The sequence below is a fragment of the Oleiagrimonas sp. genome (assembly GCF_027858935.1).
GTDB lineage: Bacteria > Pseudomonadota > Gammaproteobacteria > Xanthomonadales > Rhodanobacteraceae > Oleiagrimonas.
The window spans coordinates 1-15741 of record NZ_JAQIBU010000121.1 but is presented as its reverse complement, the minus strand read 5'-3'; the positions used below and the strand labels follow the sequence as shown (position 1 = coordinate 15741).

Sequence of the window (15741 nt, the reverse complement as noted above, 5' to 3'; positions counted from 1 at the left end):
GTAGCCGAACACCAGCGTGCTCTTGCGATCAATGGCGTAGTTCGCCGTCAGGCGCAGTCGTGACAGCTGACTGCGGATGTCGGGCACCGCGCCGCAGCTGTAGCCGCCTCGACTGGGCGCGGTGCAGGCTGCGTCGACGTAGTTCAGCGCGGTGTAGTAGCGGGTGGTGTCCAGCGAGTAGGACAGGTCGCCGATCAGCTTGAGCTTGCCGCCCATCAGCCCACCGCGCTGCGCGGTGATTCCGTAGATCGCAGCCTTGTCCGTGAGGTCGTTGGTCCAGGTATTGGCCGGCGGGGCGACGGCATTGCGCTGGTATGCGCTGAGCAACGCGCGGGTCCTGCGCTGCGCGCTGGCATACAGTGAAGCTGAAGCGTGCTCGGACATAACCAGCGTGGTGTCGAAGTTCAGGCTGAGCGAATGCCCGTCCTGGACGCCGAGCGGTGAGTCGGTGTAGTTGTCGTAGGTGGCGCGGCCGTCAAGGCTGAAACTCAGGTGTTTGCTTGCCTGCCAGTTGGTCCCGGCCTTGATCATTTGCTGGGTCCGCGAGGCATCGAAGTAGGCCCGGTAGCCGAAATTCTCGAAGCCCTCGCTGATGGCCTGCATCGGGTTGTAGAAGGAGGCATTCACGGTCGCGGTGCGATCGGAGTAGGAGTAGCCGGCATTGAAGTCCAGTTGCTCCGTGGCGTTGGCACGATAGGTCAGGACATACTTGTCCTCGACGTTCTTGGGCACCTGGACGCAGGAGGCCACCGTGTAATACCCGGCAAAGGCCGTGGGTAGATCGCCCTGTGCGTTGTTGGACAGCGCGCTGTTGCACCAGCGATGGGTCTTTTCGTACTCATAGGCGGCACGCAAATGCTGTCCGTGGCCGAAACGGTAGTCGGCGCTGAGCTCCCCCCGGGACTTGCTGTAGCTCAGCGGGATGTTGACCGAGGTGACGGCTTCTCCGCCGAGGTCGAAGTAGTCATAGGCGTAGGCCGGGGTCCGGTTGTCGCGCTTGTCGAAGTTCATGCCCGCAGACAGGCTCAGGTGCCGGGTGGTCCGGTTGGTGAGATTGAGATCGGCATGGGTGATGATCACCCGTCCGTGCAGCGAGGTGGCTGGAAGCCCGCCCGGTTGCATCTGGTCGAGGTTGACGTAGTTCTGGTTCTGGGTATTGCGGCCATAGGAGTAGCCGCCGACCAGCCGTGTGCGGGGGGTGATGTTGTATCCGGCAGTCAGACTGCCGCGGTTGAACTTGTTGCTTGGCGGTGTGCTCAACGCATCCATGGGATAGGCGCCGGGCAGGATCGTGCCGTTGGCGACGTTTGTCGTGGTGTACGGGTTGGGGAAGCTGACGCTGTCGTAGTGGTCGGTGAAATTAGAGGCGTAGAACGCCACGGAGAGGAAGGCCCGTGATCCCCGCCAGTTCAGGGCCAGGTCGAGATTGTCGGTGGTGTAATTGGTCGGATTCATCAGCACCTGGATGGCTTCGCCGCGCAGGCCATAGCCCGCGAGAGCGAATCCTGCCGAGGGTGTGTTCTCATCCGTGCCCGAGGAGATCAGCTTGGCGCCGCTCTGCTCCATGTGGTTCCAGTTGAACCGGGTATTCCAGTGCGGATTGAAGTCGTAGCCGACCGTCACCCCGGTGTTCTGCCGCTCCGTATGCACCTTGACCCGGTGGAAATAGGCCTGCTGGGTTGCGGTGAGGGTGCGGGTGCCATAAGGGTCGGGCGTGGAGGGTCGCGCGGCGCTGACCACGCCGAATCCGGAGGGCATGGTGAAGACATTCCCCCCCATGGAACCCTGCAAGGGCGTCTCGTACGTGTCGCTGATGTTGTGCCGTAGTTGATCGAAGCGCAGGCCGAGGTTCCATTTGCCCTGGTCCCTGATGCGGGCGTCGATGGAGCGCGAAGTGGTGCCGAGGTCTGTGCCGGTGACCGACCACACGCGGGTTCCGCTGTTCTGGCCGTAGGCGTCGCCGCCGGTCAGGCCGAAGTTTCCGATCAGATAGGGGCCGGAGGAACCCAATCCGTTGTACTGGCCAAATTGCGCCGAATCGTGCTGGACGTAGCCGAGCCCGAATTCCAGGTAGTTGGTCGGCTTGATCAGGTTGGCCACGTCATCCGCGCTCTGGGCGCTGGCCGCAAGCGGCAGGGCCATCAGGATCGCAAGCGAAAGTGACTTGAGAAACAACTTGTCCGTGTAGGATTTCATTTCAGGTCCCCGATGATTAGCGATGCAGTAGGGCGCCCGCCGGACTGTTGGATCCGTGGACCATGGAGTGACAGCTGAGGCAGGCCCGGCCGGATGCGCTGGAGCTGGGGTCGGGTGCGCGTCCGCCGCTGGCTGTGAATCCCGCATTCGGTGACTGCAGTCCTGCCGTGCCTGCGCCAAAGGGCGAGCGGCTGTTGTGCGGGGCGTCGTGGCACTCCTCACACAGGAACGGAGGCCTGGATTTCAGCAGCGGTGGAATGTTCGAGCCATGCGGTGTGTGACAGTTGGTGCAGTCCTCGACCACCGGCTGGTGTTCCCACAGGAACGGACCGCGCTTCTCGGCGTGGCAACTGGTGCAGGTTTCGGTCACGGTGGCCATCTTCAGCAGGTTGGGTGCTGTGGATCCGTGCGGATTGTGGCAATCGGAACATACGACCTTGCCTTCGCCGATCGGGTGATGCGAGATCTTGTGGATATCGGCCCGGCGTTCCTTGTGGCAGGTTGTGCAGACCTCGACCTGAGTCGCTTTGTTACGGACCAGGTCAATGGGGCTGTGGACCTTGTGGCATGCGTTGCAGGCCACGTCGTTGACCTGGTGCTCGCTGCCCACCCAGTGGGTGCGCTGGGTGCCGTCATGGCAGGTCAGGCACTTCCCGGAACGCACTTGCGCGGACGATTGCGGATAGTCGTGAGCGTTGAACATCACATCCGGCGGCGGAACGCCCTTGCCGGTCTTGTTGCCTGCAAGATGTGCTTCGCTGGCGCCATGACAGGACTGGCATGTCGGTGTGCGTGCGTCACCCCTGACGCCATGTGGCGTCTGGTAGATCGAGAGGATCGGCTTGGCTTCATTCTCGTCGTGGCAGCGGGTGCACTTGGCATCCTGCGCGAGCGCCTGTGCGGCAGTGCCCGCGTCATTTTTCGACTGTGCGGCCGTCGAGCCTCCGAGATCGGGAAGCCGTATCGGCGGTCCACCGGCCCAGGCCGGAGTGAACCAGCAAGCGAAAACCAGTAACGCGCCCATGATCCGGAGTCTTGAGATATGCATGGAACTTGTCCCTTCCTGAGTTACGGCGTGCGCACGACTTCACGAGCGCGGTGCGATGCATGCCCTAGAGCGAGAGGATCCAGTCCACGAGATTCTTGACCTGGGCCGCGTCATTGGGCGGGTCTGTCTTGATGATTTCGTGGTGCACCATGCTGCCGTCGGCGAGCTTGACCATCTCCCCGGAGTTCAGGTGGTGGATCAGTTTCGCTTCCGCGGCAGGGTTGCCCTTGTACTTTTCGGCAACCTTCTTCCAGCCCGGGCCGTCCTTGTCGCGCGAGATGGCATGGCACTTGAAGCAGTTATTGGAGCGCGCCAGGCTTTTTGCGGCATCCTCGTCGGGGCCCGAGGCGTTGACGGCGGTGGCCACGCTCATCGCCAGTACGAGAGAGATCGCGGCGGCCGCGACGAAACCGGAAAAAATTTTCATGACATCGACACCGTAGGTTGGGGTAGGCATCCAGGCAGCGCAGGCGTAATCGCATGTCCCCTGAAGGCCTGCGCAGTATGGTTTGCGGCCTCGCAACCCACTATCGGAGCCGGAATGAAATTCAACCTAGGAATTGTCCGAGGGAAACTCGGAGCAAACGGCGCCCGTGCGCGACTCGTGACGCGCTACGCACGTCCGAGTTGATCTGTGTCAATGCCGTTCACTCGCATCCGCGTATCGTGCTTTCCAGCACATATGCGCCTGAATGAGGGCATGCAGGTGATCCTTTGCTCGATGGCAACCCGTAAGGCCATCGTGACTCCGGGGCACGAAGGAGTCTCGAACCTGTTTGTCGGCAGCGTACCGGGATGAACAGCGTGCTCGCTCCGGGACGCCTGCGACCGGTACGCGCGGTCTACCTTCTGGCCATGGTCACCGTCATCGCCATCCTGATGCTGGTGGCTTCGCTGCTGCTGAGCATGCGCACGCGTGACCTTGCGCGCGCGCACCGGGAGACCGTGAGCCTGGTACGCATGCTCAGTGCACAGACCGAGCAGTCCTTCCGTGGCGCAGACATGGCGCTGAAAGGAGTGCAGGACCGCATGCAATCACCGTACGGCAGCCAGTTGATGCTCGACAGCATGCCCGTACACCTGCTGCTGAGCACGCGCTCCAGCGGATTGCGTCAGGTCAGGGCCCTGTTCATCGTGGATCCGGAAGGCAGGATCAACAATGCATCGGCATCAGACCTCAACGGCAAGCGCTGGAATGTGTCCAGCTCCGATTTCAAGGCCATGTCCAGGGTCGCGCCGTCACGGTTGTACATCAGCGGACCCGTGCAGATGGGCAAGCAGGGCACCTGGACGCTGTATCTCGCACGGCGCATCGAGGCCGCCGACGGCAGCTTTCGAGGCGTGGCCGTCGCGGCCATGAATCTCAAGTATTTTGAAAACTACTACGGCTACATGGAACAGGGATTCCTGCGTCCCATTGGCTTGTATCACGACGATGCCACGCTCATTGCCAGCATTCCGCATCGATCGCAGGCGCTGGGCCGTGCTGCATCTGAGCTCCGTGGCGTGGACCTGACCCGTACCGGCAGTGTGCCGGTCGAGGTCGCCGCCACTGGCGAGGATCCGGGCAAGAACGGACTGGTGCTTGCACAAGTACCTGATTTCCCATTGCTTGTGGCCGTGCGGGAAAACGACATGGAAGTTCTGGCTGCCTGGCGCCATGCGGCAATTCCGGTACTGCTGGGCACGGCGCTGGTGTGTGTTTTCATCGGCATCGCGGCATTCCTCCTTGGCGTCGAGCTTCGGCGCGAGGGCAAGCTGAGCTCGGCATTGCGGGAGGCGGATGATCGCTACCGACTGACGATGGATTCGGTGATGGACGCGATCATCTCGGTCAATGATCAGCAGCAGGTCGTGATGTTCAACACTGCTGCCGAGCGCATGTTCGGCATCCCCGCCAAGGACGCCATCGGCATTCCGCTGGCGCGCTTGCTTCCGGCACGTTATCGACACAACCATGACGTCCACGTCTGGTCCTTCATGCATGCTTCGATGGCCTCGCGCAACATGGCGCTGCAGACCGATATCCACGGCCTGCGTGCAGATGGCAGCGAGTTCCCGATCGAATCGGCGGTCTCGAAAACACTCATCGAGGGCAAGCCGCAACTCACGGCGGTATTGCGCGACGTCACCGAGCGCCGTCGCAAGGATGCCGAACTGCGCGAGATCAATACCGAGCTTCGTCGCCTCTCGGCCGCCCTGCAGAATGTGCGCGACGAGGAGCGCACGCGCATTTCGCGCGAGTTGCATGACGACCTGGGACAACAACTGACGGGCCTCAAGCTTGAGCTGACCTGGTTTTCCGGTCGACTGAAGGAAGGGCGGCGCGCGGCCACCGACATGCTCGTTGCCATGCATGAAATGCTGGACCGTGCGATTACTTCCGTACGACGTATTTCCACCGAGCTTCGTCCGTGGGTGCTGGAGGATCGTGACCTCGGTGAGGCACTGGCCTGGCAGGTCGAGGAAATCACCCGACACACCAACATCAGCTATCAGTGCAACCTGCCGGCGGCGCACCTGGTTCAGGATGAAGCGCTGGCCACGGCGATTTTCCGCATGGTGCAGGAGGCGCTGTCGAATGTAGTGCGTCATGCCCGGTCTTCATGGCTTGCCGTGCAGCTGGAGCAGCACGGCGACGACCTGGTGGTGACCGTACGCGACACCGGCTGCGGGTTCGTGCATGACCACGGTGGGGGTGGCATCGGTCTGGTCAGCATGCGCGAACGCGCATCGGCTCTTGGCGGCACGTTCCGGGTGATCAGCGAACCGGATAAGGGCACGACGATCGAGATCCACATTCCGCTCGTCGTCAGGGCAACAGTCAGGGAGGAAGCATGATGAGAGTGCAGGTATTGGTGGCCGACGATCACGGCGTGATCCGGAATGGCCTGAGGAAGATTCTTGACGATACCTCGGACCTGGAGTTCGCAGGCGAGGCCTGGGACGGCGCATCCCTGGTCGAGCGGTTGAATGAACACGACTGGGGTTTGCTGATCCTCGATCTTTCGATGCCCGGACGTAACGGCCTGGAAATGATCAAGCGCGTCAAGGAGTTGCAACCCAGGCTTCCGATACTGGTCTTTACCATGCACCAGGAGGAGCAATATGCGGTGCGTGCGCTGCAGTCGGGTGCATCGGGGTACCTGACCAAGGAATTCGATGGCGACCTGTTGCTGCGGGCCATTCGCAAAGTGGCCTCAGGAGGGGTCTATATCAGCGCCAAGGTGGCCGAGCTGCTGGCTAGGAATGTGGTCCGTCCGGACCTTGCGCCGCCGCACACGACTTTGTCCGGTCGAGAGTACGAAGTCTTCACGCGCCTGGTGCGTGGCATGAGCCTGACCGATATTGCAGAGGAGTTCTGCCTCAGCATCAAGACAGTCAGTACGCACAAGACGCACCTGCTGGAGAAAATGGGATTGTCCAATCAATCCGAGCTGATGCGCTATGCCATGCGCCATGGTCTGGTGGACCTTATCCCCGAGGATTCCTGAGCCGGGAGTCCTTTGCGCGCAGCTTTATTCAAGGTGTGTTTGAGGCCTGTCCCGGATGGTACACGCGTTCGGTGTGGTTCTTGAGCAGGTCCGGATATACCAACAGGCGCTGGCGCAGGTCCTGCCAGAGGGCGCCCTTACCCCTGACCTCGGCCATCAGTCCCACGCAGGTCAGGTCGTTGCTCTCGGCGCGATTGAAGTCGTTCCCGGCATGCGCGCAGGTCATGCCGAACACTGCGTCGGCATCGGTCCTGCCGTGCACGTGCGCGATGCCCCAGTCATCACGGGTGATGGTCACGGCTGCGGCTTCGCCCTGCAACGCGCATGCTGAGGGGAACCCGCGGTACTGGTGCATGGCAGTGCCATGGTCAGCACCACGATGGACACCAGCAATAATTGTTGGTGATGGCTGCGTAAAGGCGTGATGAACCCCCGGCAAACCTTGCCTGGATGCAATCTTGGCATCATGGCTGCTGCATGACCGGTTTTGTCCCTGAACACCCTTGCCCGAAGCATCGTTGCACGCTTGAAATCACGCTTCCCTGCCGTCAACTGTGAAGGGTACCCCGGGCATGTCCTGTTTCGCAGGTGTCCCGGCGCAAACCAGTGCATTCCCCTGATCGAAGGAGTTTTTCATGCAATACAAATCACTCGGCCATACCGGCCTGTTCGTTTCCGAATTGTGCCTGGGCACCATGACCTTCGGTGGCAAGGGCGATCTCTGGAGCAAGATCGGCGACCTTCAGCAGAGCGATGCTGATCGGCTGATCGGGCGCGCCATGGATGCCGGCATCAATTTCATCGACACCGCGGATGTCTACTCCGAAGGTGCCTCGGAGGTGATGACCGGCCAGGCGCTGAAGAATCTCAAGGTGCCGCGCGAGGACGTGATCGTGGCGACCAAGGTGTTCGGCGAGACCGGTACCGGTGGGGTCAATTCACGCGGTTTGTCGCGACGCCACATCATCGAGGGCGTGGAGGCCAGCCTCAAGCGCCTGCAGCTGGACTATATCGACCTGTACCAGGTGCATGGTTTCGACCCGGCCACGCCGATCGAGGAAACAGTGCGTGCGCTGGACAACCTGGTGCAGCATGGTCATGTGCGGCACGTGGGCGTGTCCAACTGGGCCGCATGGCAGATCATGAAGGCGCTGGGTATCAGTGACCGGCACGGTCTGTCGCGCTTCCAGTCGCTGCAGGCGTACTACACCGTGGCCGGCCGCGACCTCGAGCGCGAAATCATCCCGGCGATCCAGAGCGAGAATGTCGGCCTGATGGTCTGGAGCCCGCTGGCGGGCGGACTGCTCAGCGGCAAGTTCGGCCGCGACAAGGAAGCGGAGAAGGGCAGCCGCCGCGCGAGTTTCGACTTCCCGCCGGTGGATACCGAGCGCGGTTACGACTGCATCGAGGTCATGCGGGGCATGGCGGAGAAGCGCGGCGTTTCGGTGGCACAGATCGCCCTGGCCTGGCTCAACCATCAGCCGGCCGTCACCAGTGTGATCATCGGTGCCAAACGCATGGACCAGCTCGAGGACAACATCGCCTCGACCGAAGTCCGTCTTGATGCCGACGAACTGCAGGCGCTGGACAAGGTCAGCGCGCTGCCCGACGAATATCCCGGCTGGATGCTGGAGCGCCAGGGCTCGCATCGTCGCGAGCAGCTGGAGGATGCCGGCACGCGGTGATGCAGAGGGATGCCAGCCGGGCAGTTACAATGCCCGGCTGGCGCCGTGCAAGCGCGCGGCCTGATCCGCCCACAGGAAGACCGCCATGCCCGCTCCGCCCCCGGCGCCATCCGAAGCCCGCGAAGATGACAATGGTTGCGTGCGGGTGCGCGGCGCCCGCGAGCACAACCTCAAGCAGATCGACGTGGACCTTCCTCGCGATGCGCTGGTGGTATTCACCGGCGTATCCGGTTCGGGCAAGTCGTCGCTCGCTTTCGGCACCGTGTACGCGGAGGCGCAGCGGCGCTATTTCGAGTCGGTGGCGCCCTATGCGCGACGCTTGATCGAACAGGTAGGGGTGCCGGACGTCGATGCGGTGGACGGGTTGCCGCCTGCGGTAGCCCTGCAGCAGCGGCGTGGCGGCGGCAGCGCGCGCTCGTCCGTGGGCAGCTTGACCACCCTGTCCAATGCACTGCGCATGCTCTATTCGCGCGCCGGCACCTATCCCGCGGGCCAGGCGATGCTGGAGTCGGACGCCTTCTCGCCCAACACACCGGCCGGCGCCTGTCCGGAATGCCACGGCCTGGGCAAGGTGTTCGACGTGACCGAGGAATCGATGGTGCCGGACCCGTCGCTGACCATCCGCGACCGTGCCATCGCCGCCTGGCCGCCGGCCTGGCAGGGCAAGAACTACCGCGACATCCTGGTCACGCTGGGGTACGACGTGGACACGCCATGGCGCGACCTGCCGCGTGTGGACCGTGACTGGATCCTGTTCACCAGCGAACAGCCCACGGTGCCGGTGTACCGCGATACCTCGCCGGAAGATGCGCGCGCCGCCCATGCGCGCGGCGAGGCCGGCAACTACAAGGGCACCTATGTCAGCGCGCGCGAATATGTGATGCACACCTTCGCCAATGCGACCAGCGAAAGCATCAAGAAGCGCGTGCTGCGCTACATGATCTCCAGTGCGTGTCCGGCCTGCGGCGGCGGGCGCCTGCGACGCGAGGCACTGGCGGTGACGTTTGCCGGCATGGATATCGCAACCGCCTCGCGGCTGCCCATGCGCCAGCTTTTCGAACGCCTGGGCGCGGCCGTGGATGGACCGGATGGCGGCCACGCGGATCACCCGGAAACCGGACTCGTCGCCGAGCGCATCGTGCAGGATCTGTGCACGCGCATCGCCACGTTGAACGATATGGGACTGGGTTACCTGTCGCTGGATCGCAGCACGCCCACGCTGTCACCTGGCGAATTGCAGCGCTTGCGCCTGGCCACGCAACTCCGGGCCAAGCTGTTTGGCGTGGTCTATGTGCTGGACGAACCCTCGGCGGGCTTGCATCCGGCCGACACCGAGGCCCTGCTGCGGGCCCTGTCACGGCTGCGCAGCGGCGGTAATTCGGTGTTCGTGGTCGAGCACGACCTGGACGTGATCCGCGCTGCCGACTGGCTGGTCGATATCGGTCCCGATGCGGGCGAGCAGGGCGGCGAGGTGCTCTACAGCGGGCCACCGGAAGGATTGCGCGACTGCGCCAGATCGCACACGCGGACGTATCTTTTCGGGTCCGCATCCGAGCATCGGGGTTCGTTTCGCGAGCCCACCACATGGTTGCGCCTGGAGGCCATCGTGCGCAACAACGTGCAGGGTCTGGATGTGGACATTCCGCTGGGCGTGATGACGGTCGTCACCGGCGTGTCCGGCGCCGGCAAGTCCAGCCTGGTCAGCCAGGCGCTGGTGGAACTGGTCGGCATGCACCTGGGCATGCAGGCACAGGTGCCCGACGAGGGCGATGAGTTTGCGGCGGGCGATGTGCCGCCGCCCGTGGGCGGCCGCCTGGTCGCGGGCATGGATATGCTCACGCGTCAGGTGGTGGTGGACCAGAAGCCCATCGGGCGCACGCCACGCTCCAATCTGGCGACCTACACCGGGCTGTTCGATCACGTGCGCAAGCTGTTCGCCGCCACGGCCGAAGCACGTCGTCGCAAGTACAACGTCGGCCGTTTCTCGTTCAATGTCCGCAAGGGGCGCTGCCCCACCTGCGAGGGCGAAGGCTTCGTGTCCGTGGGCCTGCTGTTTCTGCCGTCGGTGTTCGCCCCGTGCCCGACCTGCCATGGCGCGCGCTACAACGAGGACACCCTGGCCGTGACCTGGAACGGGAAGAACATCGCCCAGGTGCTGGACCTCACGGTGGATGCCGCTGCCACATTCTTTGGCGAACAAGTGCCGGCGCTGGCGCGATCGCTGTCGAGCCTGCGCCAGGTGGGCCTGGGCTACCTGCGTCTGGGCCAGCCGGCGACCGAGCTGTCCGGTGGCGAGGCCCAACGCATCAAGCTGGCCACCGAGTTGCAGCGCCAGACACGAGGCCACACGCTGTATGTGCTGGACGAACCCACGACCGGCCTGCACCCCGCCGATGCCGACCGCCTGATGCGGCAGTTGCAGGGACTGGTCGATGCCGGGCACACGGTCCTTCTGGTCGAGCATGACCTGCGCGTGATCGCGGATTGCGACTGGGTCATCGACATGGGCCCCGGAGCCGGCGACGAGGGCGGCACGGTGATGGTGCAGGGCACGCCGGCACAGGTGGCCGTTTCAGGTACCGGAAAGACGGCCGGCTATCTGGCACGCATGCTTTGAGGCAGACTGGCCGTCCTTTCAGCGCGGACACGGAATCCTCATGCACGACCATGTACTGCAGCGCCATTTGCTCGAGCTGTTCACCGAGCACGATGTCGAGCTGGAACCGGACGAGGACGGCTGGCTGCTGAGTCCGGACGGATTGCCTGCCATCCGCGCCACCTGGCACGACGAGGCGGGGGCGCCGGGGCGGCTGGATGTGGACGTGGTGATTGGCGAGGATCGACGCATCGAGGAGAGCCTTGCCGGCGAAGGTGGCGGCAAAATGGGCCTGGACGATGCTCTGGCGCGATTCCGCCACGGCATGTTTCCGGTGCTGCTGGCTGCCTGCTGGTATGTCACCGACGATCGCACGCTCGACCTTGCCCGTTGGGAAATCGGCTTGCGTGGCTGGGATGTGTTTCTGGGTCGGTGGATGCTGCGCGGTACGTTCAGTGAGGCCGATGTACCTGCGGCGACCACGTCCGCGATTGAAGTTGTGCTGCAGCGCGAAATACTGTCTCCCGGGCTGCATGCCTTGCGGCTGTTCCACGCCTGCGACGGCGAGGGACCATCGCGTACCGAGGCTCTGCTCGACCATGAACCATGGGCGGCAGGCACCCGGGCGCTGGCCGAATGCGGCTGGCCGAAGGATCGCGGCGTCTATCGGGCACACCAGGTGATCGTGCTGGACGTCTGCGACTATTGAACGAGGCGTGGACGGCTGCGTCACGCAGCCGTTTGGCGTGCTGCGGACACTTTCACAACACCACAATCCACGCCGCGTGCAGGGCCAGAACCGTGATGCTGATTCCCAGACGCATGTGCCGATAGGCCGGCGACCAGGTCCGGTCGCGCAGGTCAATGACCAGCCAGGCGGCGAAGCCAGCGGCCAGCACTGCCAGCGCGGGTGCAGGCGTATGCACCAGCAGCAGGGCCCCGAAGCCCAGCAGGCTGGGCAGTACCGATTCCACCAGGCGCGGACCCGGCGCCTGCATGGCCAGGCCGCTGCCCCAACGGGTACCCCCGATGAAACTCAGGATGACCGCGCCGTAGGCGATGAACATCGACGACGCAAGGATGCGCGCGCCCGGGGCCAGCACCGCCAGGGCCAGCGTGGCCAGGAACGGCAGCAGGCCGGACCAGCCAAGGACGCGGGTGCCCAGGGGCAGCTTGAACCGGGAGGTATCGGAGATAGTTTTCATTTGCGGTGCATGCTCTGGAACTGCCCTTCATCGCGCAGGCTGAAGGGTGTGAAGTGGGTGTCGCGATCGTAGGTATCCACGCCTTCCCTGCGCTTGAGAAAGCCGACCACGGCGTAGGTGACGGGCGTGAACACCACCTCGACCGTGATTTTCATGGCCCAGTTGAAGGCGATGACCTTGAGCAGTGTCTGGCCTTCCCAGATACCTAGAAAAGCGATCGGATAGAAGGTCAGGCTGTCCACGCCCTGGCCGACGATGGTCGATCCGATTGTACGCGTCCACAGATGCCTCCCCTCGGTCCAGATCTTCATCTTCGCCATCACGTAGGAATTGGCGAAATCGCCCAACCAGTAAGCCAGCATGGAGGCGGCAACAATGCGCCCGGTGTTGCCGAACACGATTTCAAGTGCCGGCTGCAGTTTCGCGTTGAACGGCTCGTCCGGGCTCGCCGGCATGGCCAGTATGGCCCAGGTCATCAGGGTGGCAAAGGCCAGGCCCCCGAAGCCGGCCCATATCGCGCGGCGCGCGCGGGCATAGCCGTACACCTCGGTCAGCACATCCCCGAAGATGTAGCTGACCGGAAAGAACAGATTGCCGGCCCCGAAACTGAGGGCGCCGATCCAGGGCAGGGTCACGATCCCGACCTTGGCCGGCCCGATCAGGTTGGCGCTGAGGAGCACCGCGACCATGCCGCCGACCATCAGGTCGTAGTAGCGGAAGCCGCGGACTGGGGCAGGTGCGACCGCAGTGGTGGTCATCGTAGGATCGGGTCTCCAAGGGGGAAACGCGAAGATAGCAGCAGGGCGGATCGACCCGAAATGAAAATTCATTGCGTTCGGATGGAGGTCGTTCGGGGGCTGTTTCACCGGGTTTTTGTGTGGAGCCGGACGTCTATCCAGTACCGGAATGCAGGCTGGACCGCTTGCAATCGCGCTGCGCAGGGCCACACTTGCCATGAGCCGATTCGTGCTTACGCGGGAGCGGGACGATGCATCGATTATCATTGGTGATATCAGGGTGCGTACTGGCGGCCGCGGCGTTTGCGCAGGGCCCCCGGCAGATGCACCCCGGGCAGATGGGCATGCACGGCATGATGGGGCATCGCAATGCCCCCGTCCCGGCCCAGGCGCCGCCCGCGCTGCGACGCTTCGCGTGCATGAGTTGCCACGCCGTTGACAAGCGCAGCGTTGGGCCGGCCTTTGCTTGGGTGGCCTGGCGCTACCGCGACCAGACACAGGCCGAGGCCAGCCTGGCCGCCTTCATCGAGCATGGCGGACAGGGCCACTGGTCTGGCGTCATGCCCGACCTGAACGTGCCTGCGAACGATGCGCGAGCCATGGCGAAATGGATTCTCGCTCTGCCCGCGAAGTCCCCGCCGGAGTAGCTGGGTCGTTTAGCGTCACCGCCGGCCCTTCGATGAGCCATTCGCACGGGCTGTGCCGTGGTTCCTGAGGATGTAGTCTTGGGGGTCTGGCATTGGCACGACAAGGCAGCGGATGAACCCTGAGGCGTCCAAGCAGGCGCGCCCGGACGCGGCGCCTGCGGTATCCATCACTCATCTCGGCAAGGTCTACGCATCCGGTTTCCGGGCGCTCGAGGACATCAATCTCGACATACGCACCGGCGAACTGTTTGCGCTGCTGGGTCCCAACGGTGCCGGCAAGACTACGCTGATCAACATCGTGTGCGGGATCGTCAACGCCAGCAGCGGCACGGTGGTCGCGGGCGGACACGACGTGGTGCGCGACTACCGCGCGGCCCGCGCGCGGATCGGCCTGGTCCCGCAGGAGCTGACCACCGACGCCTTCGAGACGGTGTGGTCGACGGTCAGCTTCAGCCGCGGCCTGTTCGGCAAACCGAAAAGCCCCATGCACATCGAGAAGATCCTGCGAGAGCTGTCCTTGTGGGACAAAAAGGACGCCCGCCTGCGCACGCTTTCGGGCGGCATGAAGCGCCGCGTGATGATCGCCAAGGCGCTCTCCCACGAACCCGAGATCCTGTTTTTGGACGAGCCCACCGCGGGCGTGGACGTGGAGTTGCGCAGGGACATGTGGGAAGTGGTCCGCCAGCTTCGCGCGGACGGCGTGACCATCATCCTGACCACGCACTACATCGAGGAAGCCGAACAGATGGCCGACCGCGTGGGCGTGATCAACAACGGCCGCATTGTGCTGGTGGAGGAGACTGCAGAACTGATGCGAAAACTGGGAGAAAAACGGCTGATCCTGCAACTGCACAAGCGGCTCGATCAGATCCCCGGGTCCCTGGCCGAGCACCATCTGCGTCTGGCCGGGGGCGGCGAGCAGCTGATCTACACCTACGACACCCAGGCTGAACGCACCGGGATCACGCGCCTGCTGAGCGACCTGGGCAAGGCGGGTATCACATTCAACGACCTCAGCACCCAGCAAAGTTCGCTGGAGGAGATTTTTGTCAGCCTGGTGAGGTCCGCAGCATGAATCCCAGAGGCATGCGCGCCATCTACCTGTTTGAAATGGCCCGGACCGGGCGCACTCTGCTGCAGAGTATCGTGGCGCCGGTGATTTCGACGTCGCTGTACTTCGTGGTTTTCGGGTCGGCCATCGGTTCGCGCATCAAGCAGGTGGACGGTGTCAGCTACGGAGCGTTCATCGTCCCGGGGCTGATCATGCTCAACCTGCTCACGCAGAGCATTTCCAATGCCTCGTTCGGGATTTATTTCCCCAAGTTCACCGGCACCATCTACGAAATCCTCTCGGCACCCGTGTCCTACCTGGAGATTGTGCTCGGCTACGCCGGTGCAGCCGCGACCAAGGCGGTGCTGCTGGGCTTGATCATCCTGGGTACGGCAGGGCTGTTCGTGCCTCTGCATATTGCCCATGTGTTCTGGATGCTGCTGTTTCTGGTATTGACGGCGCTGACCTTCAGCCTGTTCGGCTTCATCATCGGCATTTGGGCGGACAATTTCGAGAAGCTGCAGCTTGTGCCCTTGCTGATCGTTACGCCGTTGACCTTCCTCGGCGGCAGTTTCTACTCGATCCACATGCTTCCGCCGTTCTGGCAGAAGGTGACGCTGTTCAACCCGGTGGTGTACCTGATCAGCGGATTCCGCTGGAGTTTCTACGATCGCGCTGACGTCGGCGTTGGACTGAGCCTGGGCATGATCATGCTGTTCCTGGCGCTGTGTCTGGTCACGTTGTGGTGGATTTTTCGCAGTGGATATCGCCTCAAGTCATGAGCTTCAACGGTCTGCAAGCGAATGCGCTGAAAAGAGCGGGTCTTGCCCGCTCCTTGGGTGCCGGGAAAGCTCAGGAATTGCCGTCATCTGCGCGCTTGTCGTGCTTGCGTTGATGCATATCGTGGCGGTCGTGGGCTTTGTTCCCCTGTTTCCTGGCCGCGCGATCCCCGTGTCGATCCTTTCCTGATGCCATGGGCTTGGCGTGCGGTTTGCCGGGGTGGCGAGAAGCCATGTGATGAGGCTGGCGTGTGCGTTCATCTGCATGTCGGCGGTTCTCGCGAACATGCGTGCGGTGTGGGT

The 15741-nt window shown here is 63.3% G+C and carries 15 protein-coding genes; 8 read left to right on the top strand and 7 right to left on the bottom strand.

Annotation, left to right across the window (positions count from 1 at the left end; all coding sequences use genetic code 11):
- The 3 genes from PF446_RS04645 to PF446_RS04635 form a co-directional block, all read right to left on the bottom strand.
- Nucleotides 1-2196 (bottom strand): MtrB/PioB family decaheme-associated outer membrane protein (locus PF446_RS04645; RefSeq protein WP_298070081.1); only part of this gene is annotated, 2196 nt, incomplete at its 3' end.
- 16 nt (nucleotides 2197-2212) lie between these two features.
- The gene (locus tag PF446_RS04640; protein WP_298070080.1) at nucleotides 2213-3244 is read right to left on the bottom strand and encodes a DmsE family decaheme c-type cytochrome; all 1032 of its coding nucleotides are present in this window, start codon (nucleotides 3242-3244) and stop codon (nucleotides 2213-2215) included.
- Between the two features lie 64 nt (nucleotides 3245-3308).
- Nucleotides 3309-3671 (bottom strand): c-type cytochrome, encoded by a 363-nt coding sequence (locus tag PF446_RS04635; RefSeq protein ID WP_298070079.1) that lies wholly within the window; start codon nucleotides 3669-3671, stop codon nucleotides 3309-3311.
- 368 nt (nucleotides 3672-4039) lie between these two features.
- Here PF446_RS04635 and PF446_RS04630 point away from each other — a divergent pair, with 368 nt between their 5' ends.
- Together PF446_RS04630 and PF446_RS04625 are read left to right on the top strand one after the other, a co-directional pair.
- On the top strand, nucleotides 4040-6085 hold the full coding sequence (locus PF446_RS04630) for a histidine kinase (RefSeq protein WP_298070078.1): 2046 nt from the start codon (nucleotides 4040-4042) through the stop codon (nucleotides 6083-6085).
- Nucleotides 6082-6738, top strand: a complete 657-nt coding sequence (locus PF446_RS04625) for a response regulator transcription factor (RefSeq protein ID WP_298070077.1) — start codon at nucleotides 6082-6084, stop codon at nucleotides 6736-6738. Before PF446_RS04630 ends, PF446_RS04625 begins: the two co-directional genes overlap by 4 nt.
- 28 nt (nucleotides 6739-6766) lie before the next feature.
- Here PF446_RS04625 and PF446_RS04620 read toward each other — a convergent pair whose 3' ends face one another.
- Nucleotides 6767-7093: a penicillin acylase family protein gene (locus tag PF446_RS04620; protein WP_298070076.1), complete on the bottom strand. Its 327-nt coding sequence runs from the start codon at nucleotides 7091-7093 to the stop codon at nucleotides 6767-6769.
- 280 nt (nucleotides 7094-7373) lie between these two features.
- On the opposite strand from PF446_RS04620, the gene PF446_RS04615 reads away from it, so the two are divergent.
- From PF446_RS04615 to PF446_RS04605, 3 genes are all read left to right on the top strand, one after another.
- Nucleotides 7374-8423, top strand: coding sequence for an aldo/keto reductase (locus PF446_RS04615; protein WP_298070075.1), 1050 nt, complete (start codon nucleotides 7374-7376; stop codon nucleotides 8421-8423).
- An 85-nt stretch (nucleotides 8424-8508) separates the two neighbouring features.
- Nucleotides 8509-11040, top strand: a complete 2532-nt coding sequence (locus PF446_RS04610; protein WP_298070074.1) for an excinuclease ABC subunit UvrA — start codon at nucleotides 8509-8511, stop codon at nucleotides 11038-11040.
- 40 nt (nucleotides 11041-11080) lie between these two features.
- The gene (locus PF446_RS04605) at nucleotides 11081-11728 is read left to right on the top strand and encodes a DUF6348 family protein (protein WP_298070073.1); all 648 of its coding nucleotides are present in this window, start codon (nucleotides 11081-11083) and stop codon (nucleotides 11726-11728) included.
- 52 nt (nucleotides 11729-11780) lie between these two features.
- Here PF446_RS04605 and PF446_RS04600 read toward each other — a convergent pair whose 3' ends face one another.
- Together PF446_RS04600 and PF446_RS04595 are read right to left on the bottom strand one after the other, a co-directional pair.
- Entirely contained in the window at nucleotides 11781-12224 is a 444-nt protein-coding gene (locus PF446_RS04600) for a DUF3429 domain-containing protein (RefSeq protein WP_298070072.1), read from the bottom strand.
- A complete protein-coding gene (locus PF446_RS04595) occupies nucleotides 12221-12982 on the bottom strand; it encodes a queuosine precursor transporter (protein ID WP_298070071.1) in 762 nt (253 codons plus the stop codon). Before PF446_RS04595 ends, PF446_RS04600 begins: the two co-directional genes overlap by 4 nt.
- A 230-nt stretch (nucleotides 12983-13212) precedes the next feature.
- On the opposite strand from PF446_RS04595, the gene PF446_RS04590 reads away from it, so the two are divergent.
- The 3 genes from PF446_RS04590 (at nucleotide 13213) to PF446_RS04580 (ending at nucleotide 15441) form a co-directional block, all read left to right on the top strand.
- Nucleotides 13213-13608: a c-type cytochrome gene (locus tag PF446_RS04590; RefSeq protein ID WP_298070070.1), complete on the top strand. Its 396-nt coding sequence runs from the start codon at nucleotides 13213-13215 to the stop codon at nucleotides 13606-13608.
- Between the two features lie 112 nt (nucleotides 13609-13720).
- Nucleotides 13721-14683: an ABC transporter ATP-binding protein gene (locus PF446_RS04585; protein WP_298070069.1), complete on the top strand. Its 963-nt coding sequence runs from the start codon at nucleotides 13721-13723 to the stop codon at nucleotides 14681-14683.
- Nucleotides 14680-15441 carry an ABC transporter permease gene (locus PF446_RS04580; RefSeq protein ID WP_298070068.1) on the top strand — a complete coding sequence of 254 codons (762 nt, stop codon included), beginning with the start codon at nucleotides 14680-14682 and terminating at the stop codon, nucleotides 15439-15441. The genes PF446_RS04585 and PF446_RS04580 overlap by 4 nt, the downstream gene beginning before the upstream one ends.
- Nucleotides 15442-15444: 3 nt before the next feature.
- On the opposite strand, the gene PF446_RS04575 is transcribed toward PF446_RS04580, so the two are convergent.
- A partial coding sequence (locus PF446_RS04575; RefSeq protein WP_298070067.1) for a hypothetical protein occupies nucleotides 15445-15741 on the bottom strand: 297 nt, incomplete at its 5' end.

What these genes read in the sequence shown, in the direction of transcription:
- PF446_RS04640 (WP_298070080.1), bottom strand. Translation starts at nt 3,244, where the DNA reads ATGCATATCTCAAGACTCCGGATCATGGGCGCGTTACTGGTTTTCGCT.
- PF446_RS04635 (WP_298070079.1), bottom strand. Translation starts at nt 3,671, where the DNA reads ATGAAAATTTTTTCCGGTTTCGTCGCGGCCGCCGCGATCTCTCTCGTA.
- PF446_RS04630 (WP_298070078.1), top strand. Translation starts at nt 4,040, where the DNA reads ATGAACAGCGTGCTCGCTCCGGGACGCCTGCGACCGGTACGCGCGGTC.
- PF446_RS04625 (WP_298070077.1), top strand. Translation starts at nt 6,082, where the DNA reads ATGATGAGAGTGCAGGTATTGGTGGCCGACGATCACGGCGTGATCCGG.
- PF446_RS04620 (WP_298070076.1), bottom strand. Translation starts at nt 7,093, where the DNA reads ATGCACCAGTACCGCGGGTTCCCCTCAGCATGCGCGTTGCAGGGCGAA.
- PF446_RS04615 (WP_298070075.1), top strand. Translation starts at nt 7,374, where the DNA reads ATGCAATACAAATCACTCGGCCATACCGGCCTGTTCGTTTCCGAATTG.
- PF446_RS04610 (WP_298070074.1), top strand. Translation starts at nt 8,509, where the DNA reads ATGCCCGCTCCGCCCCCGGCGCCATCCGAAGCCCGCGAAGATGACAAT.
- PF446_RS04605 (WP_298070073.1), top strand. Translation starts at nt 11,081, where the DNA reads ATGCACGACCATGTACTGCAGCGCCATTTGCTCGAGCTGTTCACCGAG.
- PF446_RS04600 (WP_298070072.1), bottom strand. Translation starts at nt 12,224, where the DNA reads ATGAAAACTATCTCCGATACCTCCCGGTTCAAGCTGCCCCTGGGCACC.
- PF446_RS04595 (WP_298070071.1), bottom strand. Translation starts at nt 12,982, where the DNA reads ATGACCACCACTGCGGTCGCACCTGCCCCAGTCCGCGGCTTCCGCTAC.
- PF446_RS04590 (WP_298070070.1), top strand. Translation starts at nt 13,213, where the DNA reads ATGCATCGATTATCATTGGTGATATCAGGGTGCGTACTGGCGGCCGCG.
- PF446_RS04585 (WP_298070069.1), top strand. Translation starts at nt 13,721, where the DNA reads ATGAACCCTGAGGCGTCCAAGCAGGCGCGCCCGGACGCGGCGCCTGCG.
- PF446_RS04580 (WP_298070068.1), top strand. Translation starts at nt 14,680, where the DNA reads ATGAATCCCAGAGGCATGCGCGCCATCTACCTGTTTGAAATGGCCCGG.